The sequence below is a fragment of the Hydrogenophaga sp. genome (genome assembly GCF_030373225.1).
In the GTDB taxonomy this organism is placed as follows: Bacteria; Pseudomonadota; Gammaproteobacteria; order Burkholderiales; family Burkholderiaceae_C; genus Hydrogenophaga.
Window position 1 is genome coordinate 78720 of the sequence record NZ_JAUCZG010000014.1, and the last position, 19756, is coordinate 98475.

Consider the following 19756-nt stretch of genomic DNA (forward strand, 5'->3'; position numbering starts at 1 on the left):
CTTCCTTTCAGCGCAGGTGTTGCTGCAGCCAGAGTTCGAGCAGGCCGAGCTGCCACAGCTTGGAGCCGCGCAGGGGCGTCATGTGGGCCGAGGGGTCATCGAGCAGTTGTTGCACATACGCCGGGCGGAACAACCCGCGTTCGCGCGCGGCCTGGCTTCCCAGCGCATCGCGCACGCTCTCCAGCACCGGGCCGCGCAGGTGCTTGAGCGCAGGCACCGGAAAGTAGCCCTTGGGCCGGTCGATCACCTCGGACGGAATCACCCGGCGCGCCGCCTCCTTCAGGATGCCCTTGCCACCGCCGGCGAGCTTGTGGCGGGCGGGAATGCGCGCGGCCAGCTCCACCAGCTCGTGGTCCAGGAAGGGCACGCGCGCTTCCAGGCCGAAGGCCATGGTCATGTTGTCCACCCGCTTGACCGGGTCGTCCACCAGCATCACGGTGGTGTCCATGCGCAGCGCCTGGTCCACCGGATCGCTGGCGCCGGGTGCGGTCAGCCGGCTGGCAATGAAACTGGCCGTGACGTCGCCGGTGAGGTAGCGGTCCTGCACCAGCGCGCGCATCTCGGCGTGGTCGCGGTCGCAGAACGCTGCGAGGTAGTCGGCCACCGGCTGGGTGCTGCCCTGCAGCCTGGGGTACCAGTGGTAACCGCCGAACACTTCGTCGGCGCCCTGCCCGCTCTGCACCACCTTGCTGTGGCGCGAGACCGCCTCGCTCAACAGGTAGAAACCGATGCAATCGTGGCTGACCATGGGCTCGCTCATGGCGTGAATGGCCTCGGGCAGCCGGTTCAGCAACTCGGCCTCGGGCACGAAGATGCGTTCGTGCACGGTGCCGAAGCGCTGCGCCACCAGGTCGGCGTATTCGAACTCGTTGCCCTTCTCGCCACCCACGTCCTCGAAACCCACGTTGTAGGTGCGCAGGTCGCGCACGCCGGCTTCGGCCATCAGGCCAACGATGAGGCTCGAATCCACGCCGCCCGAGCGCAGCGCACCCACCGGCACATCGGCCACCAGCCGGCGCTTCACGGCGGCGCGCAGTGCATCGAGCAGGATCTCGCGCCAGTCGTCGAACGGGCGTGCCTCGTCCGCTGCGTCGCGCTCGTAATTCAGCGACCAGAAGCTGTGCTCGGCGGACGTGCCGTCGGCTTCGATCTGCAACAGCGTGCCGGGCGCGAGCTTGCGCACGCCGCGCAGGATGGTGTGCGGCGGTGGCACGATGGCGTGCAGCGAGAGGTAGTGGTTCAGGCCCACCGGGTCGATGGTGGTGTCGACGCCGCCGGCGGCCAGCAGCGCCGGCAGGCTGGAGGCAAAACGCAGCCCGCCCGGGATGGACGCGAGGTACAGCGGCTTGATGCCCAGCCGGTCGCGCCCGAGCAGCACGCGGCCGCTGTCGCGCTCCCAGATGGCGAAGGCAAACATGCCGTTGAGCCGCTTGACGAAGTCCGGGCCCCAGGCGTGCCAGGCCTTGAGAAGGACCTCGGTGTCGCCGCTGGAATGGAAGTGGTAGCCCTTCGCCTGCAGCTCCCGGCGCAGCTCGGCGTGGTTGTAGACCGCCCCGTTGAAGACGATGCCCGCACCCAGCAGCGGATCGAACATGGGCTGCTGCGCAGCGTCGGACAGATCCATGATCTTCAGACGGCGGTGACCAAAGCCCAGGCGATCGCTCACCTGCAGGCCCTGCCCGTCGGGGCCTCGCGAGCACTGCCGCTCGTTCATGCGCGCCAGCGCCGCCACGTCGACACTGCTGCCGTCAAACCGGATTTCTCCTGCAATTCCACACATGGGTGTTCTGCCCTCCAGACAGGAAAGCCGGTCACCTCCACCGCTGCAGAAAATGCGACGGCCCGGACGAGGCCGGGCAAGCGGACAGGGGATGGGGGGATCGGCAGGTGCACGACCGTGGGAACGCGCGTCGCTGGCAACGACGCCGGGCGGAAGCCATTTCCTGACCACCGGGCAGCGGGGCCAAAGGCGGCCCGGCCCGGGACTTCCAACGCTCCGTGGGCACAAGGTGCACGCGGGGTTAAAGATGGGGTGAGGCGTTATTATATTTTTTTCGATATGAAAATCAACCCAAGTGACTTCTTTTTCATATGATGAATCACCGCTCCCACCGGCGCGCTCGGGCAGGCAGCCCAGGCGTCCTCAAGGCCGGGCGACCGCACGGACAACTTTGTGGGACATCACGGGTCACACTGCGCCTATGAAAAAAATTCTGCTTTGTGTCGGCTGCCTGTTGTTCGCTGCGAGCGCCTCGGCCCAGGCGCTGTGGCAAGACATCCCGGTCGACGCGACCGTGGCCGAGGTGCAGGCTTTGGTGCCCGAAGCACAGACCCTGCCCGCCGGGCCGGCCGCCGACGGCGGGACGGTGCAACTGGAGATCCCGGCCTACGAGCTGGCCGGGGAATCGTTCAAGGTGTCTTTCGTGTTCAAGGCCGACCGCCTGCAACGCATCACGCTGCTGGCCGATGCCGGCTCGGCAGACAAGGCGCGGGCCCTGGGCCAGCGGCTGACCACCTCGCTGCGTGCGCGCTACGGGCTGGAGCGGAGCACCCGAAGCCGGGGCTCCACCTCCTCGGTGACGATCGACCGCCAGTGGTCGTTCCGGCGCACCATCGTGCATCTTCAGGTGGTCGACGTGCGGTTCGTGAGCCTGGAGTACAGCGCCCAGGTGCCGGTGCGCAACAACCGGCTGTGAGGCGCGGTGGCTGTGGCGGCCATGTAACCGCCATCACAGATAATTGAAACCAAATTACACCCGGGCACTGTGAAGCCCGACCATCCACCGACAGGAGACTCCCTTCATGCCCGTGCGCGCCACCAAGATCGTTGCCACCCTCGGCCCTGCTTCCAGCGACCCGGCTTTGCTCGAGGCCATGATCCGCGCCGGGGTGAATGTGGTGCGGCTCAACTTCTCCCACGGCACGGCGCAGGACCACATCGATCGCGCCACGCTGGTGCGTGCGGCGGCCCAGCGCGCCGGGCGCGAGGTCGGCATCATGGCCGACCTGCAGGGCCCCAAGATCCGGGTCGGCAAGTTCGCCGACGGCAAGGTGCTGCTGGTGCCGGGCGAAAAATTCGTGCTCGACGCCTCGCGCACCGAGCCCGGCAACCTGCAAGGCGTGGGACTGGACTACAAGGAGTTGCCGCGCGACGTGAAGGCCGGCGACACCCTGCTGCTCAACGACGGCCTGATCGTGCTGACCATTGACCAGGTGGTGGGCCCGGCGGTGCACACCACGGTGCATCTTGGCGGTGAGCTCTCGAACAACAAGGGCATCAACAAGCAGGGTGGCGGCCTGACCGCGCCGGCACTCACCGCCAAGGACATGGACGACATCAAGACCGCCATGGGACTGATGGCCGACTACGTGGCGGTGAGTTTTCCGAAGAACGCCACCGACATGGAGCTGGCGCGCCAGCTGTGCAACGTGGCCGGTTCAGCCACCGGCCACCGGCCAGCGCTGATCGCGAAGATCGAGCGCGCCGAGGCGATCCCCGAGCTGGCCAACATCCTCAAGGTGTCCGACGGCATCATGGTGGCGCGCGGCGATCTCGCGGTGGAAGTGGGCAACGCGGCGGTGCCCGGCCTGCAGAAGCACATGATCCGGCTGGCGCGCGAGATGGACAAGGTGGTGATCACCGCCACGCAGATGATGGAGTCGATGATCGTCAACCCGGTGCCCACGCGCGCCGAGGTGAGCGACGTGGCCAATGCCGTGCTCGACGGCACCGACGCGGTGATGCTCAGTGCCGAAACCGCGGCCGGCAAATACCCGCTGGAGACGGTCAAGGAAATGGCCAACATCTGCCAGGAAGCCGAGAAGGCCGAGTACAGCGAGCTCGGCGCCGACTTCACCGGCAAGACCTTCAAGCGCATCGACCAGTCGATCGCCATGGGTGCGCTGTTCACCGCCCACCACCTCGGCGCCAAGGCCATCGTGGCACTCACCGACTCGGGCTCGACCGCGCTGTGGATGAGCCGGCACAACGTGCGCATGCCGATCTACGCCGTGACCTCCAACCTGTCGACCCAGCGCCGCATGACGCTCTACCGCAATGTGCGCCCGCTGCTCATGGAAGCCAGCGCCGACCGCGACACCGCGCTGGCCGAAGCCGAAGACCAGCTCAAGCGACGCGGCATCGTGCACAGCGGTGACGTCTACGCCATCACGGTGGGCGAACCCATGGGTCAGCCCGGCGGCACGAACACCCTCAAGATCTGCCGGGCCAGGTGAAGCACCCCCCTGCGCCGCTGCGCGGCTTCCCCCCTCTCTGGCGCGCCTGCGGCGCTGGGAGGGGGGACGGCACCTTGGGCCGGCGGAGCCGGGCCCTCGGTGCCTTTGGGTTGAGGCACCTCGCTCGCTCCGGCCCTTTGCGAATCCGGTGAACGACGCTCGGCGTACCCAGGGGATGACTTCACCGCAATCCGCCACCGTGTCGGCCCCCGGCCGCCGCCGCTGGCTTACCCTGCTGGGCCTGGCGCCCCTGCTGCAGGCCTGTTCACCGCTGCGGCTGATCAACGCCACCGTGCCGTCGAACACGCACACCCTGCAGCGCGACGAGGCCTACGGCAGCGCCGGTCGCCAGCGCATGGACGTGTACCGGCCGGTGGGTGCCGCGCCCGATGCGCCGATCGCGGTGTTTTTCTATGGCGGCAGCTGGAGCAGCGGTGACCGCGCCGACTACCGCTTCGTGGGCGAGGCGCTGGCCTCGCGCGGCATCGTCACCGTGGTCGCCGACTACCGCCTGAGCCCCGAGGTGCGCTACCCGGTGTTCCTGCAGGACTGCGCGCAGGCGGTGCGCTGGACGCGCGACAACGCAGGCCGGCTCGGCGCTTCTCCCTCGCGGCTGTTCGTCACCGGCCACAGTGCCGGTGCCTACAACGCGGCCATGCTCGCCCTCGATGCGCGCTGGCTGGCCGACGTGGGCATGAAGCCCGCCGAACTCGCCGGCTGGGTCGGCCTGGCCGGACCCTACGATTTCCTGCCCATCGGCATCCCCGATGTGCAACGCGCCTTCAACTGGCCCGACACGCCGGCGAACTCGCAGCCGCTGTTCCATGCCGGCGGCGCCGAAGGCCTGGACCACCGCGTGCTGCTGCTGGCGGCCAGAAACGACACCCTGGTCAACCCGCGGCGCAACACCCTGGCGATGGCGCAAGCCCTGCAACGCCGCGGCACGGCGGTGGAACTCGAGCTGTTCGACCGCCTCGGCCACACCACGCTGATCGGTGCCCTGGCCCCGCCATTGCGCGGCCTGGCACCGGTGCTGGACCGCTTCAGCGCATTTCTGCAGCAGCGAAGCGGCTGATGCCGCTGGGCCCGGCGCCGCCCGCGCCGTAAAATCCCGGGTTACCAACCGGTTACCAACTGACTGAAGGGATTCTCATGGCGCTCGTTTCCATGCGCGAACTGCTCGACCATGCCGCCGTCCACGGCTATGGCATTCCAGCGTTCAACGTCAACAACCTCGAACAGGTCCAGGCCGTCATGGCCGCCGCCCACGAAACCGGCGCGCCGGTGATCCTGCAGGCCAGCGCCGGAGCCCGCAAGTACGCCGGCGAGCCCTTCATCAAGCACCTGATCCAGGCCGCGGTGGAGTCGTATCCGCACATCCCCCTGGTCATGCACCAGGACCACGGGCAGAACCCCGACGTGTGCCGGGGCGCGATCGACCTGGGCTTCAGCTCGGTGATGATGGACGGCAGCCTGGAAGGTGACGGCAAGACGATCGCCAGCTACGAGTACAACGTGGACGTCACCCGCCGGGTGGTGGACATGGCCCACAAGCTGGGCGTGACGGTGGAAGGCGAACTCGGCTGCCTGGGCAGCCTGGAGACCATGCAGGGCGACAAGGAAGACGGCCATGGCACCGACGCGGTGATGACGCGCGAACAGCTGCTGACCGACCCCGAGCAGGCAGCCGACTTCGTCAAGCGCACCCAGCTCGATGCGCTGGCCATTGCCATCGGCACCAGCCACGGCGCCTACAAGTTCACCCGCAAGCCCACCGGCGACATCCTGGCGATCGACCGCATCCAGGAAATCAACCGCCGCCTGCCCAACACCCACCTGGTGATGCACGGCTCCAGCTCGGTGCCGCAGGACCTGCTGGCGGTGATCAACCAGTACGGCGGCAAGATCAAGGAAACCTACGGCGTGCCGGTGGAAGAGATCCAGAAGGCGATCCAGTTCGGCGTGCGCAAGATCAACATCGACACCGACATCCGACTGGCCATGACGGCCGCGGTGCGCAAGTTCCTGGCCGAGAACCCCGAGAAGTTCGATGCCCGCGAATGGCTCAAGCCCGCCCGAGAAGCCGCCAAGGCGATCTGCAAGCAGCGCTACATCGAATTCGGCTGCGAAGGCCAGGCCGGCAAGATCAAGGGCGAAAGCCTTCAGGTGGTGGCCGCCAAATACGCCAAGGGCGAACTGGCCCAGGTGGTGCACTGACCGGTTCCCGCCTCAAGCGCCCTTGCAAACGCCACCTTCGGGTGGCGTTTTTCATTCAATCCTCCCAACCCGCTGCCTGGATCGCGGCCACGATCTCGCGCCCGGTCGTCACCAGCGCCGGGCCGAAGTCCTCGTGCAGCAAGGCGCCCTGCAGTCGCGCAGCCGGGCCGCCCACGGTGAGCGCCAGCGGCTCGCGGCCATCGCCGAGATCCAGGCCCACGCCGATGGCGGCGATCTCGCTTTCCCACTCCGAGGCCGACACCGCATAGCCGCGCCGGGCGCACTCGACCTCGGCGCGGTGCAGCCCGGCTTCGCGCGCAGGCCACAGCCCCGGGTCTTGCGCCTGCAGGCGCCGCCCCACCGTGGCCCGCAGGCCCGGCGAGGCCGCGCACCAGATCGCGCGGCCCATGGCCGTTTCGGCGAACGGCAGGCGGGTGCCCACATCCAGCCCCAGGATCAGGCGCGCCGTGCTGCGGCAGTGGGCCACATAGACCACCGAGGTGTCGTGCCGCACGCCCAGCGAGACCGCCGCCTGCGTGTGCTCGGCCAGCGTTTCCATGAACGGCCGTGCAATGCGCCCGACCTCGAAGTTGGACAGCACGCTGAAGCCCAGCGACAGCACCGCCGGGCTCAGCGCGTACTCGCCGCTGGCCGGGCGGTGCCGCAGATAACCCAGGCTGGTGAGCGTGAAGGTGAGGCGCGAGACGGTGGCCTGCGGCAGGCCGGTGCGCCGGGCGAGTTCCTGGTGAGCCAGCCAGCGGTCGGCCGGGCTGAAGCAGCGCAGCACGGTGAGCCCGCGCGCCAGTGCGGTGACAAAGCGCCGGTCGTCGGCCGGGTCTGACTCGGCCAGGGGCGCAGGGGGTGAATGGCGATGGCGTCCCATGGCGGGCTCCTTTTTCTGCAGACCGGAATATCCGGTCCGGGCCTTCGGCTTGTATTCCGCAGAACGGAATTCTGCAGGTGTTCCGGCATGAAACCCATGCTCGCTTTCCCTGATGTGTGCCGATCCGCATTTACAGGGGCAGCCGCTGCGCCGTATATTGAATGTCCGACTGTCGTTTTCCGCCAAGCGGAATTGATCAAACCCCTGCGCTCCCTCCATCGGCATGACGACTCCCCCACCGGCCCACTGGCCGCCCGGCCTGCCGCAGCACCTCACGCTGCCGCAGACCCATGTCTTCTACAACCTGGAGGTGTCGGCCCGGCGCTACCCCGACAAAGCCTTCATCGTGTTCTACGACACGGCGCTGAGCTACGCGCAGTTCCTGCGCGAGACCGAGTGCCTGGCCGGCCACCTGCAGCAGGTCTGCGGCGTGCAGTCGGGCGACCGGGTGCTGCTGTGCATGCAGAACAGCCCGCAGTGGGCGCTGGCCTTCTATGCCATCCTGCGCGCCGGCGCGGTGGTGGTGCCGGTGAACCCGATGAACCGCACCGAGGAACTGCGCCACTGCCTGACCGACAGCGGCGCGCAGGTGGCCCTGGTGGCGCAGGACCTGCTGGCGCAACTGCGCCCGCTGCTCGAGCCCGAGGGCGACGGTCTGCGCCATGCGGTCGTGGCCACCTACAGCGACCACCTGCGCGTGCCCACCGACCTGGCGGTGCCCGACTTCGTGGCGGCGCCGCGCCAGCCTCTCGAAGGTCCCGGCCTGGTGGCCTGGGCCGATGCGATCGGCCCGGGACGCATCCCCGGGCCCTTGGCCACCGGCCCGGACGACCTGTGCGCCATGCCCTACACCTCGGGCACCACCGGCCTGCCCAAGGGCTGCATGCACACCCACCGCAGCGTGATGAGCACGCTGGTGGGCGGTGTGCGCTGGTTCGGCACCTCGCAGGACGCGGTCTGCCTCTCGGTGCTGCCGTTCTTCCATGTCACCGGCCTCACCGGCAGCCTGAACGGGCCGCTCCATGTGGGCGCCACCATCGTGGTGCTCGCCCGCTGGGACCGTGAGGTCGCTGCGGTCTGCATGCAGCGCTACCGCGTGACCATGTGGCAGGCCATCTCCACCATGGTGATCGACTTCCTCGCCCACCCGAGGCTGGAGCGCTTCGACCTCTCCAGCCTGAGCTGCGTGCGCGGCGGCGGCGCGGCGATGCCCGAGGCACTGGCCGCGCGCCTCAAGACCCTCACCGGGCAGGACTACATCGAGGGCTACGGCATGTCCGAAACCATGGCCGCCACCCACATCAACCCGACGCACCGCCCCAAGCGCCAGTGCCTGGGCCTGCCGGTGTTCGACGTGCGCGCGCTCGTGGTCGACCCCGACACCCTGGCCGAACTGCCCGCCGGCGAGACCGGCGAGATCGTGGTGCACGGCCCGCAGGTGATGCAGGGCTACTGGCGCAACCCGGCGGCCACGCAAGAGGCCTTCGTGACCATCAACGGCCAGCGCTTCCTGCGCACCGGCGACCTCGGCCACGTGGACGAAGAAGGCTACTTCTTCATGACCGACCGCCTCAAACGCATGATCAATGCCAGCGGCTTCAAGGTCTGGCCGGCCGAGGTGGAAGCGCTCATGTACCACCACCCGGCCATCCAGGAAGCCTGCGTGATCGGCGTGCGCGATGCCCGGCGCGGCGAGAGCGTGAAGGCACTGGTCGTGCTGCGACCCGAACACCGCGGGCAGGTGAGCGCGCAGGACGTGATCGACTGGGCGCACGGCCACATGGCCGCCTACAAGAGCCCGCGCAGCGTGGAATTCGTGGAGGCGCTGCCCCGCTCGGGCAGCGGCAAGGTGATGTGGCGCGAACTGCAGGAACAGCAGGCCGCGCTGGACGCCGCCACCCCTCCCCCTTGAGCAACTCCATGGCGCACACCGCGCCACCACCACCGCCAGACCGGCATTTCCCCCGAAGGAGACAAGCATGAAGAACACGACATCGACACCCCCATCGCAGCGCCGCCGCGCGATGCTGCTGGCCGCGGTCACCGCCACGGCGGCTGCCGGCGTGGCACCCTGGAGCGTTGCGAACGCACAAGCCCAGGCCTACCCGACCCGCCCGGTCACGCTGATCATTCCGTGGCCCGCCGGCGGCTCGACCGATCGCCACCTGCGCACCCTGGCCGAACTCGCGTCCAAACACCTGGGCCAGCCCATCGTGATCGAAAACAAGCCGGGTGCCGGCGGCACCCTGGGTCCGAGCACCATGGCCCAGACCGCCAAGCCCGACGGCTACACCATCGCGCAGTTCCCGCTGGGCATGTTGCGCCTGCCGCACATGCAGAAAGCCAACTGGAACCCGCTGACCGACTTCAGCTACATCATCGGCGTCTCGGGCTACACCTTCGGCCTCACGGTGAAGGCCGACTCGCCCTACAAGACCTTCAAGGACTATGTGGAGGCCGCCCGCAAGCAGCCCGGCATGATCAACTACGGCTCCACCGGCACCGGCAGCAGCCCGCACCTGCTGATGGAAGAGCTGGCGGGCAACGCCAAGGTGCAGTTCACCCATGTGCCGTTCAAGGGCAATGCCGACCTGCAGTCGGCCCTGCTCGGTGGCCATGTGATGGCACAGAGCGACGCGACCGGCTGGGACAAGTTTGTCGACAGCGGCGAAATGCGCCTGCTGGTGACCTTCGGTGACCAGCGCACCAAGCGCTGGCCCGACGTGCCCACCGCGATGGACCTGGGCTACAACGTGGTGTCGAGTTCGCCTTACGGCCTGGTGGGCCCCAAGGGCATGGACCCGGCCATCATGAAGACGCTGCACGACGCCTTCAAGAAAGCCATGGACGAACCCCGGCACCTGGAAGTCCTGGGCCAGCTCAACCAGGCCATGTGGTACCGCAACGGCGACGAGTATCGCCAGTGGGCAGCCGAGACCTTCACCAAGGACAAGGCCCTGATCGAGCGCCTGGGGCTGGCAGCGAAATAAGCGGTGACCCGGGGGACCGCCAACTTGCGATAATCCCCCGGAATGGTTCAAAGCCCGTTGGCTGTTCAACGGGCTTTTTTCTTGTCCTGCCTTTTCCTGATCCGACCATGACCCCTGCCCTGCACACCTCGGCCCTCACCTCCCTGCCCTTGCTGGCGCGCGGCAAGGTGCGCGACAACTACGCCGTGGGCGACGACCGCATCCTGATGGTGGCGAGCGACCGCATCAGCGCCTTCGACGTGATCATGGGCGAGCCCATCCCCGGCAAGGGCGAGCTGCTCACCCGGCTTTCGCTGTTCTGGTTCGACAAGCTCGGCCCGAACGGCCTGAACATCTGCCCGATCCACCTGACCGGCGAGGCGCCCGAGAGCGTGGTGTCGGCGGCAGAAAGGCCCCAGGTCACCGGCCGTTCGATGCTGGTGCAGCGCCTCAAACCGATCCCGGTCGAAGCCGTGGTGCGCGGGTATCTCGCCGGCAGTGGCTGGAAGGAATACCAGGACAACCAGGCCGTGTGCGGCGTGAAGCTGCCCGCCGGCCTGCAGAACGCCTCCAAACTGCCCGAGCCGATCTACACGCCCGCGGCCAAGGCCGAGATGGGCGAGCACGACGAGAACATCACCTTCGAACAAACCGTGGCCATGATCGGCCCCGAGCTGGCCGCGCAGATCCGCGACGTGTCGATTGCGCTCTACAAGGCCGCGGCCGAAATGGCACGGCTCAAGGGCATCATCATTGCCGACACCAAGTTCGAGTTCGGCCTGGACAAGGCCGGCCAGCTGGTGCTCATGGACGAGGTGCTCACGCCCGACAGCTCACGCTACTGGCCAGCCGAGAGCTATGTGGTCGGGCAGAACCCGCCGAGCTACGACAAGCAGTTCCTGCGCGACTGGCTGGAGACCGCGCAAGTGGGCGGCAAGCCCTGGGACAAGACACCCCCAGCGCCGCGCCTGCCCAAGGACGTGATCGAGAAGACGGCAGCAAAGTACCAGGAAGCCCTCAGCCGCCTCATGGGCTGAGCCATCTCCGCTCGGGCCGAGCCATCTCCGTTGGGGCCGATCCCCCTCCGTTCGGGCTGAGCTTGTCGAAGCCCTTGCACACCAAGGTATGGGTGAGCCCTTCGACAGGCTCAGGGCGAACGGGGTTGTGTCGCCTCAAGGCGAACGGGGCTGGTTCGGGTCCTGCGAAAGGACGTGCGCGCGCAGCGCACGGTGTTTTCTCAGCTCAGCACAACACTCGACAAGCGCCGCCGGTAGGTCGCCACCGTCGGGTCTTCCGGCGGCACCTGGCCTTCGGCCACCTTGGGCTTGGGCGGCTCGATGATGTCCAGGATGGCGATGAAGGTCTTGCGCGCGAGGTCTTCGCTCCAGGCCTTGTCGCGCATCAGGATCTCCAGCAGCTCGTCCATGGCCGGCACCCACTGGCCGTGCGCCATGAGCAGCTGGGCCAGCGCAAAGCGCGATGCAAAGTCGCGTTTGCTGGTGGCAATGGCCGCCTGCAGTTCGGCCGCGCGGGCCTGAGGATCGGCCACGTCGGCGTTGGCATCGCGCGCGGCCATCCAGCGCTGCAGCGAGTCGAGACGGCGCACCGCGGCCGCCTTGGCGATCACGGGGGCGAACGCCACCTTGGCGTCGTCATCCAGGCCGAGCTCGAGCTGCAGCTTGACCAGATCGAAGCGTGCGTCGTCGTTGTTCGGATCGGTCTTCACCGCCTCCTGCAGCTTCTCCAGCGCGCCTTCCAGGTCGCCTTCGGCGATGGCCTCCATGGCTTCCTCTTCCACCGCCACCGCTTCCAGCTCGTTGGCGGCAGGCAGGTGCTTGTCGAGAAACTCCTTGATCTGGCCTTCGGGCAGCGCGCCCATGAAGCCGTCGACCGGCTGACCGTTCATGAGCAGCACGCAGGTGGGGATGCTGCGGATGCCGAACGCCGCGGCCAGTTGCTGCTCCTGGTCGGAGTCGATCTTGACCAGCTTGAAGCGACCGGCGTAGGCCGCCTCAACCTTCTCCAGCAGCGGCCCGATGACTTTGCAGGGGCCGCACCAGGGGGCCCAGAAATCGACCAGCACAGGGGTGTGGTGCGAAGCCTCGATGACCTCGGCTTCGAAATTTGCAATGGTGACGTTGATCATGAGGGGGAGGCCTGAAGGGGATGCGGTGCGAAGCGGCCGGCGCCGTGGACGCGAACCGTAAAATCGACACTTTACCGGAGAGCGCATGCACGTTCATGCGCGCCACCGGGCAACGCCCCTTGCGGGCGCATCGGCCAAAGGCACAACATGAACCCCATCCAGGTGGGCGTGGTCATGGGCTCCAGCAGCGACTGGGACACCATGCAGCACGCCGTGCAGATCCTGCAGGAATTCGGCATCGCCTTCGACGCCCGCGTGGTGTCGGCGCACCGCATGCCCGACGACATGTTCAGCTACGCCGAAAGCGCGGCCGGGCGGGGCATGAAATGCATCATCGCCGGGGCCGGCGGCGCTGCCCACCTGCCGGGCATGCTGGCGGCCAAGACGGTGGTGCCGGTGCTCGGCGTGCCGGTGGCCAGCAAGCACCTGAGCGGTGTGGACTCGCTGCACAGCATCGTGCAGATGCCCAAGGGCGTGCCGGTGGCCACCTTCGCCATCGGCGCGGCGGGCGCGGCCAACGCGGCCCTGTTCGCCGTGGCCATGCTGGCCAACGAAGACCCCGCCCTGCGCGCGAAGCTCGAAGCCTTCCGCACCCAGCAGACCGCCGCCGCCCGCGGCATGACCCTTCCCCTGTGACACCACCCCATGAGCCTCAAGACCATCCTCCCCGGCAGCACCTCGCCCACCGGCCAGCAGACCACGCTCGGCGTCATGGGCGGCGGGCAGCTCGGGCGCATGTTCGTGCAGGCGGCGCAGGCCATGGGTTACTTCACCGCCGTGCTCGACCCCGATCCGGCCAGCCCGGCCGGCCTGATCAGCCATTTCCACATCCAGACGCCCTTTGATGACGAACAGGGTCTGGCGCAGCTGATGCAACGCTGCGAAGCCATCACCACCGAATTCGAGAACGTGCCCTCGCCCGCGCTGGTCACGCTCGGCGCCCATCGCCCGGTGGCGCCCTCGGCCAGCTGCGTGGCGGTGGCGCAGGACCGCATCAAGGAGAAGGCGCATTTCGTGCAGTGCGCGCCCCTGAGCGGCGTCTTCCCGGCGCCGTACGCCGCCATCACCACCGACGCGCTGCTGGCCGCCGCGCCGGCCGATCTGCTGCCCGGCATCCTGAAAACCGCGCGCCTGGGCTACGACGGCAAGGGCCAGGTGCGCGTGTCCACGCGCGAAGAGCTGGCCGCCGCCTGGGCTGGCCTGAACAAGGTGCCTTGCGTGCTCGAAAAACGCATGCCGCTGCGCGGTGAATGCTCGGTGATCGTGGCGCGCGGCGCAGACGGCCAGACCGTGAGCTTTCCGGTGCAGAAGAACACGCACCACGACGGCATCCTGGCGATCACCGAGGTCCATGAAGGGGCGCTGGACCCGGCCCTGGCCGCGCGCGCGCAGGCCAGCACGGTGGCCCTGGCCAACCACCTCAACTACGTGGGTGTGCTGTGCGTGGAGTACTTCCTCGTCGACACCGCCGAGGGCGGCGTGGACCTGATCGTCAACGAGATGGCGCCGCGCCCGCACAACAGCGGCCACTACACACAGGACGCCTGCGACATCTCGCAATTCGAAGCGCAGGTGCGCACCCTCGCCGGCCTGCCGCTGCCCACGCCGCGCCAGCACAGCCCCGCCATCATGGTCAACCTGCTGGGCGACCTGTGGTTTGCGCCCAATGCCGTGCGCGAAAAGGTGAACGAACGCGGCGTGTCGCCGCCCTGGGCACAGGTGCTGGCCCTGCCCGGCACCCACCTGCATCTCTACGGCAAGCTGAGCGCACGCCCCGGGCGCAAGATGGGTCACCTCAACATCACCGCACCCACGGTGGGCGAGGTGCGTGCCACCGCAGCCGAGGCCTTGCGGCTGCTGGGGCTGCCCCCGCTGGACGCCTGACCCTTCCATGCCGCTGTTGCTGAATGCCGCCGATGCGTCCGCCGTGGAGCAGGCGGCACTGCGGCTGAAGGCGGGCTCGCTGGTGGGCATGCCCACCGAAACCGTGTATGGCCTCGCGGCCGACGCCGACAACGCCACTGCGGTGCACCGCATCTTCGACGCCAAGGGCCGCCCGGCCGATCACCCGCTGATCGTTCACCTGGCACCCGGCACCGGCGCGCAAGGCTGGCGCGACGGCGTTGACCATTACGCGCGCGACGTGCCGGCCTTCGCGTTGTCGCTCATGCAGGCCTTCTGGCCCGGCCCGCTCACGCTGATCCTGCCGCGCCGGGAGGGTGTGGCCGCCGTGGCCGCGGGTGGACAGGACTCGGTGGGCCTGCGCTGCCCGGCCCATCCGGTGGCGCAGGCGCTGCTCGCGGCGGCCGCGGCTCACGGGGTGAGCGGCGTGGCCGCCCCCAGCGCCAACCGCTTCGGCCGCGTGAGCCCGACCACCGCTGCACACGTGGTCGAGGAATTTGCCGCGCTGCCGGATGCCGAGCTGCTGATCCTCGATGGTGGCGCCTGCCCGGTGGGCATCGAGTCCACCATCGTCGACGCCACGCGCTCGCACCCGGTGCTGCTGCGCCCCGGCATGATCAGCGCCGCGCAGATCGAGGCGGTGTGCAGGCAGCCTCTGCGCGAGCGCGACCAGGCCGCACCACGCGCCTCGGGCACGCTGGAGTCGCACTACGCACCACGCGCCAAGGTGCGGCTGATGGACGCCAAGCCCCTGCAGGCCGCCCTGGATGTGCTGGGCACAGACGCTCGCCACATTGCGGTGTACGCCCGTTCACCCATCAAGGCCGCGCGCGGCGTGCAGGTGCGCCGCATGCCCTCCGAGGCCACCCGCAGCGCACAGGAACTGTTCGCCGTGCTGCGCGAACTCGACGCCACCGGCGTTCGCCTGATCTGGGTGGAAACGCCGCCCGAAGAACCCGGCTGGGACGGCGTGCGCGACCGGCTGGTGCGCGCCGCCGCCTGAGGACCCCGGTCAGGATCACGGCAGGCGTCCGTAGCGCAGCTTCATCACCAGGATGGCCAGCGCCAGCATCAGCGTGATGGTGTTGGCCACCACCAACGGCCAGGCTCCGAGGCTCAGGCCGTAGACCAGCCACAGCGCCACCCCGAGCGTGAACGCGCAGTACATGGCCAGCGAGATGCCGCTCACATCGCGGGTGCGGAAGGTGTGCCAGACCTGCGGCACGAAGCTGGCCGTGGTGAGGAAGGCGGCACTGAAACCGATGGCGTCACCGAGCTGCATCTGTCGGCTCCCTCAGTCCGGCTGCGAGGCGGTCCACTCCACCAGCGCTTCGAGCGCCGGGCGGGCCGCCGGCGCATTGGGGTGGTTCACGAAGCCGACCACCACGTAACGCGCGCCATTGGCGGCGTTCACATAACCGGCGATGCCTGTCACGTCCTTGAGCGTGCCGGTCTTGAGCAGGGCGTTTCCACGCGCGGCGCTGCCGGGCGCACGCGCCATGCGGGCGGCCGTGCCGTTGACACCGGCCACCGACAGCGAGCTGGCGAACTGTTCGCCCTGCGGGTGGCGGCTGGCATGGCGCAACAGGTTGGCCAGTGCTTCGGGCGAGATGCGCTCTTCACGCGAAAGCCCCGAGCCGTTGTCCATCACCGGCAGCGCGCTGCGGATGCCGAAGGTGCGCTTCCACCAGTTTTCAACCACCTCCCGCGAACGCTCGAAGCGCGCCGGACGCATGGGAATGAGGCGGTCGGCGGATCCTTGCGTCATCACCGGCTGCGGCGCCGGCGTGGGCACCAGCCGGCCCAGCGTGAGGTACACCTGTTGCGCCATCACGTTGTTGCTCCACTGGTTGACGTCGGTGATGATCTCCGAGAGCGGCAGCGACGCCGCTTCGTGCAGCAGGGTGGCGCCCGGCGGCGTGAGGCCCGGGCGGGCGTGGCCGGTGATGGCGCCGCCGCTGGCGCGCCACAGACCTTCCATGGCGCGGGCAGCGTAACTGGCCGGGTCCTGGTAGGCAACCGGCCACTTGAGTTCACCACAGCTTGGCGGATACCGGCCCTCGAAGCGGATGGTGTTGGCGTCATCGAAGCGGGTCCGCAGGCCGCTGCGCCAGTCGCCGCAGCGCGTGCCCGCACCCGCCAGCGGCACCGAGGCATCGATGGTGAGCCCGGCCATGGGCGGCTCGCTGACCACGTGGGCCACGCCGCTGGCGCGGTCGGGCTGGAACGTGAGCACCACCGACTTGAAGTTGACCAGCAGCGCATCGGGCGTGGCGTTGTAGGGCCGCAAGGCCTCGCCATCGAACGCACCCGGGTCGGTGGCGGCGATCTCGAAGGCACTGTGGTCGAGCACGATGTCGCCCAGCACCACACGAACGCCTTTGTCCTGCAAGGCCCAGAAAGCCCCCTGGATGCGCTCGAGCACGAACTTCGGGTCGCCGTCGCCGCGCACATACAGGTTGCCGCGCAGCACACCCTGGTCGATCGTGCCGTCGGTGTAGAAGCGGGTGTTCCAGGTGTAGTCGGCCCCCAGCAGGTCGATGGCGGCGTAGGTCGTCACCAGCTTCATCACCGAAGCCGGGTTGACCGGCACGCTGGCGCGAAAACGCAGCCGCTCTTCAGCCCGGTTGTCGGCCGAGACCACCAGCGCCGACAAGGCACTCGGCGGCACCTGCGCCCGTTTGAGGGCGGCCACCACCGTGGGTGGCAGGGCGCCGTACTCGCCGGGCAGCTGGGCACAGGCGGGCAAGGCAACCACCAGCGTGGCCAGCAGCGTGAACAGGGGGCGGGGCAGGGACATGCGTTTCATTATGAAACGGCACTGCGCCCGCTGCGACATACCCTGCTTCGATGGACCGCAGGACTGACCACCGGCACGCTGGCCGATAATCTGGCGATGTCCTTTTCACCCCCGCACAGCCTTCGTCTGCTGGCCCTTGAAACCAGCACCGATGCACTTTCCGTGGCGCTGGGTTCGGGCGAACCCGGCGCAGCGCTCTGGCAACGCAGTGGCCCGGGCGGTGCGCAGGCCTCGGGCACGCTGCTGCCCATGGTTCGCGGCCTGCTCGATGAGGCCGGCTGGTCACTGGACACGCTGAATGCGGTGGTGTTCGGGCGCGGACCGGGCTCGTTCACCGGCTTGCGCACCGCGTGTTCGGTGGCCCAGGGGCTGGCCTATGGCGCGCAAGGCCCGGGCCGCCCCGGTGGATTGCCGGTGCTGCCGGTGGACACCCTGCTGGCCCTGGCCGAAGAGGCCCGACAGGCACAGACAGACGCCGGCCGGCCCATGCCGCAGGTGATCGTGGCGCTGCTCGATGCCCGCATGGGAGAACTCTATGTGGCGCCCTACGCCTGCCACGCCCAGGGCGCTGCCGGGCTGACGCCGCTGGCGCCACCGCGCCTGTGCACGCCGGCCGACCTGCCGGCCTGGCTGCAAGACCTGCCCCCTGGAGAGCGGCTGCTCACCGGCAACGTGTTCGAGATCGAAGCGCTGAATGCGCTCGGCGGCCAGCACCTGCCAGCACTGCCCACCGCTGCTGCCTTGCTGCGCCTGGCGCCGGGCCTGTTGGCCGCGGGCCACGCGGTGGCGGCGCAAGACGCCTTGCCGCTGTATGTGCGCGACAAGGTGGCTCAGACCACGGCGGAGCGCGAGGGCATCCGTCTGGCTGCGGAGGCTGGCACATGAGCACCTCCACGCCAGCCGACGCAGCACCGCGCAACGCCCTGCCCGCCTGGGCCAGCGGTCTGTGGCCCGCGCCCACCGAACCGCTGACACCGCCGCGCTCGGTGTCGCATCCCGAGCGCCGGATCGTGTTCGAACCCATGCTCGAGTCCGACCTCGACTCGGTGCATGCCGTGGAATCGCAGGCCTACGCCCATCCCTGGTCGAGGCGCCACTTCCACGACTCGCTCAAGGCCGGCTACCCCGCCATCCTGCTGCTGTCGCAACCGTTGCCGGGTGAGGTGGTTCATCCACCGCGTGCCGACGGGCGCGTGCTGCTGGGCTACCTCGTGGCCATGCCGGGGGTGGACGAAGTGCACCTGCTCAACATCACCGTGGCCACCGCCCACCAGCGCCAGGGCTGGGCTCGCTTCATGCTCGATGCGCTGGGGCTGTGGTCGCGCGGCCAGGGCGCGCAGTGGCTGTGGCTGGAAGTGCGCCAGGGCAATGCGCCGGCGCGCGCCTTGTATGAACGCTGCGGCTTTGCCCAGGTGGGCCTGCGCAAGGGCTACTACCCGGCGGGCCATTTCCAGCGCGAAGACGCGGTGGTGATGAGCCTGCGCCTGGCGCCGGCTGCCGGGGGACCCACCCCATGAACCTCGAGACCGACACCTCGTTCGTGCCCGACCTCGACGCGCGCCAGCGCGCCATGCTGGCCGAAATGGGCGTGCGGGTCTGGGCCCCCAGGCCGGCGCCGGCGAATGCGGTCCCGGCCGAACCGGTGGCGACCGTGCGCCCGACCGGCGCAAGCCCGGTCGCCACCGCCCCCCGGCCGCCAGCGCTGCCGGCACCCACGGCCGCGCCGGCGCCAGGCGCCCAGCCGCAGCCCCCCAGCCCTGTCGCCACCCTCGACTGGCCCGCCCTGCGCGAAGCCGTGGCGGGCTGCCAGGCCTGCGGGCTGTGCCAGGGACGCACCCAGACCGTGTTCGGCACCGGCGACACACAGGCCGACTGGATGGTGGTGGGCGAGGCGCCCGGGGAAAACGAAGACCTGCAGGGAGAAGCCTTCGTGGGCGCCGCCGGCCAGTTGCTTGACAACATGCTCAAGGCCGTGGGCCGCCACCGATCCGGTCGGGGAGCCGAAGGGGTGTTCATCACCAACGTGCTCAAGTGCCGCCCACCGGCCAACCGCAACCCGTTGCCCGACGAAGTGGCCCGCTGCGAGCCCTACCTGGCGCGCCAGGTGGCCCTGGTCCAGCCCAGGGTGATCGTGGCCATGGGCCGCTTCGCGGTGCAGGCCCTGCTCAAGACCAGCGAGCCGATCGGCCGGCTGCGCGGTCAGGTGCACCACTACGAAGGTGTGCCGGTGATCGTCACCTACCACCCCGCCTACCTGCTGCGAACGCCCACCGACAAGGGCAAGGCCTGGGCGGACCTGTGCCTGGCGATGGCACATCGGGCCTGAGGCAAGACCCGCCCACAGCGCCTTCCGCCGCCTCCATGTTGCCGTTTGGCGAGCGGTGCATTCTTTTTCGGCGGCTTGCTGCTGCGGAAGAATACAAATCCGGGTATCTGGCCTGTGGCTGTCAACGTCGGCACTTCCGCGTACCGTGTGATGCATTACCACTCATTACAGGATCGACCCGGAAGCATTGCGCCTGACCGATACACTTGAGACACTCCGCTCAGGGATGGTGTTCAAAACCCCGCGTAGTTCCCGATGGCGTGAAGGCCAGCGAAGC

Annotated in this window: 18 protein-coding genes; 13 read left to right on the forward strand and 5 right to left on the reverse strand. The window is 68.8% G+C overall.

Annotated features, from left to right (window positions below):
• Positions 1-7: 7 nt before the first annotated feature.
• On the reverse strand, positions 8-1780 hold the full coding sequence (locus QUV35_RS10040; protein ID WP_300873259.1) for an N-acetylglutaminylglutamine amidotransferase: 1773 nt from the start codon (positions 1778-1780) through the stop codon (positions 8-10).
• 421 nt (positions 1781-2201) lie between these two features.
• Here QUV35_RS10040 and QUV35_RS10045 point away from each other — a divergent pair, with 421 nt between their 5' ends.
• From QUV35_RS10045 to fba, 4 genes are all read left to right on the forward strand, one after another.
• The gene (locus QUV35_RS10045; RefSeq protein ID WP_300873261.1) at positions 2202-2696 is read left to right on the forward strand and encodes a hypothetical protein; all 495 of its coding nucleotides are present in this window, start codon (positions 2202-2204) and stop codon (positions 2694-2696) included.
• A 106-nt stretch (positions 2697-2802) separates the two neighbouring features.
• Positions 2803-4236 (forward strand): pyruvate kinase, encoded by a 1434-nt coding sequence (pyk, locus tag QUV35_RS10050; protein WP_300873263.1) that lies wholly within the window; start codon positions 2803-2805, stop codon positions 4234-4236.
• Between the two features lie 199 nt (positions 4237-4435).
• A complete protein-coding gene (locus QUV35_RS10055) occupies positions 4436-5311 on the forward strand; it encodes an alpha/beta hydrolase (RefSeq protein WP_300873265.1) in 876 nt (291 codons plus the stop codon).
• A gap of 77 nt (positions 5312-5388) precedes the next feature.
• Positions 5389-6453, forward strand: a complete 1065-nt coding sequence (gene fba, locus QUV35_RS10060; RefSeq protein WP_300873267.1) for a class II fructose-bisphosphate aldolase — start codon at positions 5389-5391, stop codon at positions 6451-6453.
• A 55-nt stretch (positions 6454-6508) separates the two neighbouring features.
• On the opposite strand, the gene QUV35_RS10065 is transcribed toward fba, so the two are convergent.
• The gene (locus QUV35_RS10065) at positions 6509-7336 is read right to left on the reverse strand and encodes an IclR family transcriptional regulator (RefSeq protein ID WP_300873269.1); all 828 of its coding nucleotides are present in this window, start codon (positions 7334-7336) and stop codon (positions 6509-6511) included.
• Between the two features lie 223 nt (positions 7337-7559).
• Here QUV35_RS10065 and QUV35_RS10070 point away from each other — a divergent pair, with 223 nt between their 5' ends.
• From QUV35_RS10070 to QUV35_RS10080, 3 genes are all read left to right on the forward strand, one after another.
• Positions 7560-9248: a long-chain fatty acid--CoA ligase gene (locus QUV35_RS10070; RefSeq protein ID WP_300873272.1), complete on the forward strand. Its 1689-nt coding sequence runs from the start codon at positions 7560-7562 to the stop codon at positions 9246-9248.
• A gap of 67 nt (positions 9249-9315) precedes the next feature.
• Entirely contained in the window at positions 9316-10326 is a 1011-nt protein-coding gene (locus tag QUV35_RS10075; protein ID WP_300873274.1) for a tripartite tricarboxylate transporter substrate binding protein, read from the forward strand.
• A gap of 107 nt (positions 10327-10433) precedes the next feature.
• The gene (locus QUV35_RS10080) at positions 10434-11342 is read left to right on the forward strand and encodes a phosphoribosylaminoimidazolesuccinocarboxamide synthase (protein ID WP_300873276.1); all 909 of its coding nucleotides are present in this window, start codon (positions 10434-10436) and stop codon (positions 11340-11342) included.
• Positions 11343-11542: 200 nt separating this feature from the next.
• Here the strand turns inward: QUV35_RS10080 and trxA are convergent, their stop codons facing one another.
• Positions 11543-12451, reverse strand: a complete 909-nt coding sequence (gene trxA, locus QUV35_RS10085; RefSeq protein WP_300873278.1) for a thioredoxin — start codon at positions 12449-12451, stop codon at positions 11543-11545.
• Between the two features lie 147 nt (positions 12452-12598).
• Here trxA and purE point away from each other — a divergent pair, with 147 nt between their 5' ends.
• From purE to QUV35_RS10100, 3 genes are read left to right on the forward strand one after another with little or no spacing between them, the layout of a single operon-like run.
• A complete protein-coding gene (gene purE, locus QUV35_RS10090) occupies positions 12599-13087 on the forward strand; it encodes a 5-(carboxyamino)imidazole ribonucleotide mutase (RefSeq protein ID WP_300873281.1) in 489 nt (162 codons plus the stop codon).
• A 9-nt stretch (positions 13088-13096) separates the two neighbouring features.
• Entirely contained in the window at positions 13097-14335 is a 1239-nt protein-coding gene (locus QUV35_RS10095; protein WP_300873283.1) for a 5-(carboxyamino)imidazole ribonucleotide synthase, read from the forward strand.
• A gap of 7 nt (positions 14336-14342) precedes the next feature.
• A complete protein-coding gene (locus QUV35_RS10100; RefSeq protein ID WP_300873285.1) occupies positions 14343-15356 on the forward strand; it encodes an L-threonylcarbamoyladenylate synthase in 1014 nt (337 codons plus the stop codon).
• A gap of 15 nt (positions 15357-15371) precedes the next feature.
• Here QUV35_RS10100 and QUV35_RS10105 read toward each other — a convergent pair whose 3' ends face one another.
• Positions 15372-15635 carry a SemiSWEET transporter gene (locus tag QUV35_RS10105; RefSeq protein ID WP_300873287.1) on the reverse strand — a complete coding sequence of 88 codons (264 nt, stop codon included), beginning with the start codon at positions 15633-15635 and terminating at the stop codon, positions 15372-15374.
• A 12-nt stretch (positions 15636-15647) separates the two neighbouring features.
• On the reverse strand, positions 15648-17153 hold the full coding sequence (gene dacB / locus QUV35_RS10110) for a D-alanyl-D-alanine carboxypeptidase/D-alanyl-D-alanine-endopeptidase (protein ID WP_300873289.1): 1506 nt from the start codon (positions 17151-17153) through the stop codon (positions 15648-15650).
• Positions 17154-17249: 96 nt separating this feature from the next.
• On the opposite strand from dacB, the gene tsaB reads away from it, so the two are divergent.
• From tsaB to QUV35_RS10125, 3 genes are all read left to right on the forward strand, one after another.
• Positions 17250-18038, forward strand: a complete 789-nt coding sequence (gene tsaB, locus QUV35_RS10115; protein WP_300873291.1) for a tRNA (adenosine(37)-N6)-threonylcarbamoyltransferase complex dimerization subunit type 1 TsaB — start codon at positions 17250-17252, stop codon at positions 18036-18038.
• 137 nt (positions 18039-18175) lie between these two features.
• On the forward strand, positions 18176-18670 hold the full coding sequence (gene rimI, locus QUV35_RS10120; protein WP_300873299.1) for a ribosomal protein S18-alanine N-acetyltransferase: 495 nt from the start codon (positions 18176-18178) through the stop codon (positions 18668-18670).
• Positions 18667-19479: a uracil-DNA glycosylase gene (locus tag QUV35_RS10125; protein WP_300873293.1), complete on the forward strand. Its 813-nt coding sequence runs from the start codon at positions 18667-18669 to the stop codon at positions 19477-19479. Before rimI ends, QUV35_RS10125 begins: the two co-directional genes overlap by 4 nt.
• The last annotated feature ends 277 nt before the right edge of the window (positions 19480-19756 follow it).

Excerpts from the sequence above, each read along its gene's own strand:
- QUV35_RS10040 (WP_300873259.1), bottom strand. The coding sequence starts at position 1,780 with ATGTGTGGAATTGCAGGAGAAATCCGGTTTGACGGCAGCAGTGTCGAC.
- QUV35_RS10045 (WP_300873261.1), top strand. The coding sequence starts at position 2,202 with ATGAAAAAAATTCTGCTTTGTGTCGGCTGCCTGTTGTTCGCTGCGAGC.
- pyk (WP_300873263.1), top strand. The coding sequence starts at position 2,803 with ATGCCCGTGCGCGCCACCAAGATCGTTGCCACCCTCGGCCCTGCTTCC.
- fba (WP_300873267.1), top strand. The coding sequence starts at position 5,389 with ATGGCGCTCGTTTCCATGCGCGAACTGCTCGACCATGCCGCCGTCCAC.
- QUV35_RS10065 (WP_300873269.1), bottom strand. The coding sequence starts at position 7,336 with ATGGGACGCCATCGCCATTCACCCCCTGCGCCCCTGGCCGAGTCAGAC.
- QUV35_RS10070 (WP_300873272.1), top strand. The coding sequence starts at position 7,560 with ATGACGACTCCCCCACCGGCCCACTGGCCGCCCGGCCTGCCGCAGCAC.
- QUV35_RS10075 (WP_300873274.1), top strand. The coding sequence starts at position 9,316 with ATGAAGAACACGACATCGACACCCCCATCGCAGCGCCGCCGCGCGATG.
- QUV35_RS10080 (WP_300873276.1), top strand. The coding sequence starts at position 10,434 with ATGACCCCTGCCCTGCACACCTCGGCCCTCACCTCCCTGCCCTTGCTG.
- trxA (WP_300873278.1), bottom strand. The coding sequence starts at position 12,451 with ATGATCAACGTCACCATTGCAAATTTCGAAGCCGAGGTCATCGAGGCT.
- purE (WP_300873281.1), top strand. The coding sequence starts at position 12,599 with ATGAACCCCATCCAGGTGGGCGTGGTCATGGGCTCCAGCAGCGACTGG.
- QUV35_RS10095 (WP_300873283.1), top strand. The coding sequence starts at position 13,097 with ATGAGCCTCAAGACCATCCTCCCCGGCAGCACCTCGCCCACCGGCCAG.
- QUV35_RS10100 (WP_300873285.1), top strand. The coding sequence starts at position 14,343 with ATGCCGCTGTTGCTGAATGCCGCCGATGCGTCCGCCGTGGAGCAGGCG.
- QUV35_RS10105 (WP_300873287.1), bottom strand. The coding sequence starts at position 15,635 with ATGCAGCTCGGTGACGCCATCGGTTTCAGTGCCGCCTTCCTCACCACG.
- dacB (WP_300873289.1), bottom strand. The coding sequence starts at position 17,153 with ATGTCCCTGCCCCGCCCCCTGTTCACGCTGCTGGCCACGCTGGTGGTT.
- tsaB (WP_300873291.1), top strand. The coding sequence starts at position 17,250 with ATGTCCTTTTCACCCCCGCACAGCCTTCGTCTGCTGGCCCTTGAAACC.
- rimI (WP_300873299.1), top strand. The coding sequence starts at position 18,176 with ATGCTCGAGTCCGACCTCGACTCGGTGCATGCCGTGGAATCGCAGGCC.
- QUV35_RS10125 (WP_300873293.1), top strand. The coding sequence starts at position 18,667 with ATGAACCTCGAGACCGACACCTCGTTCGTGCCCGACCTCGACGCGCGC.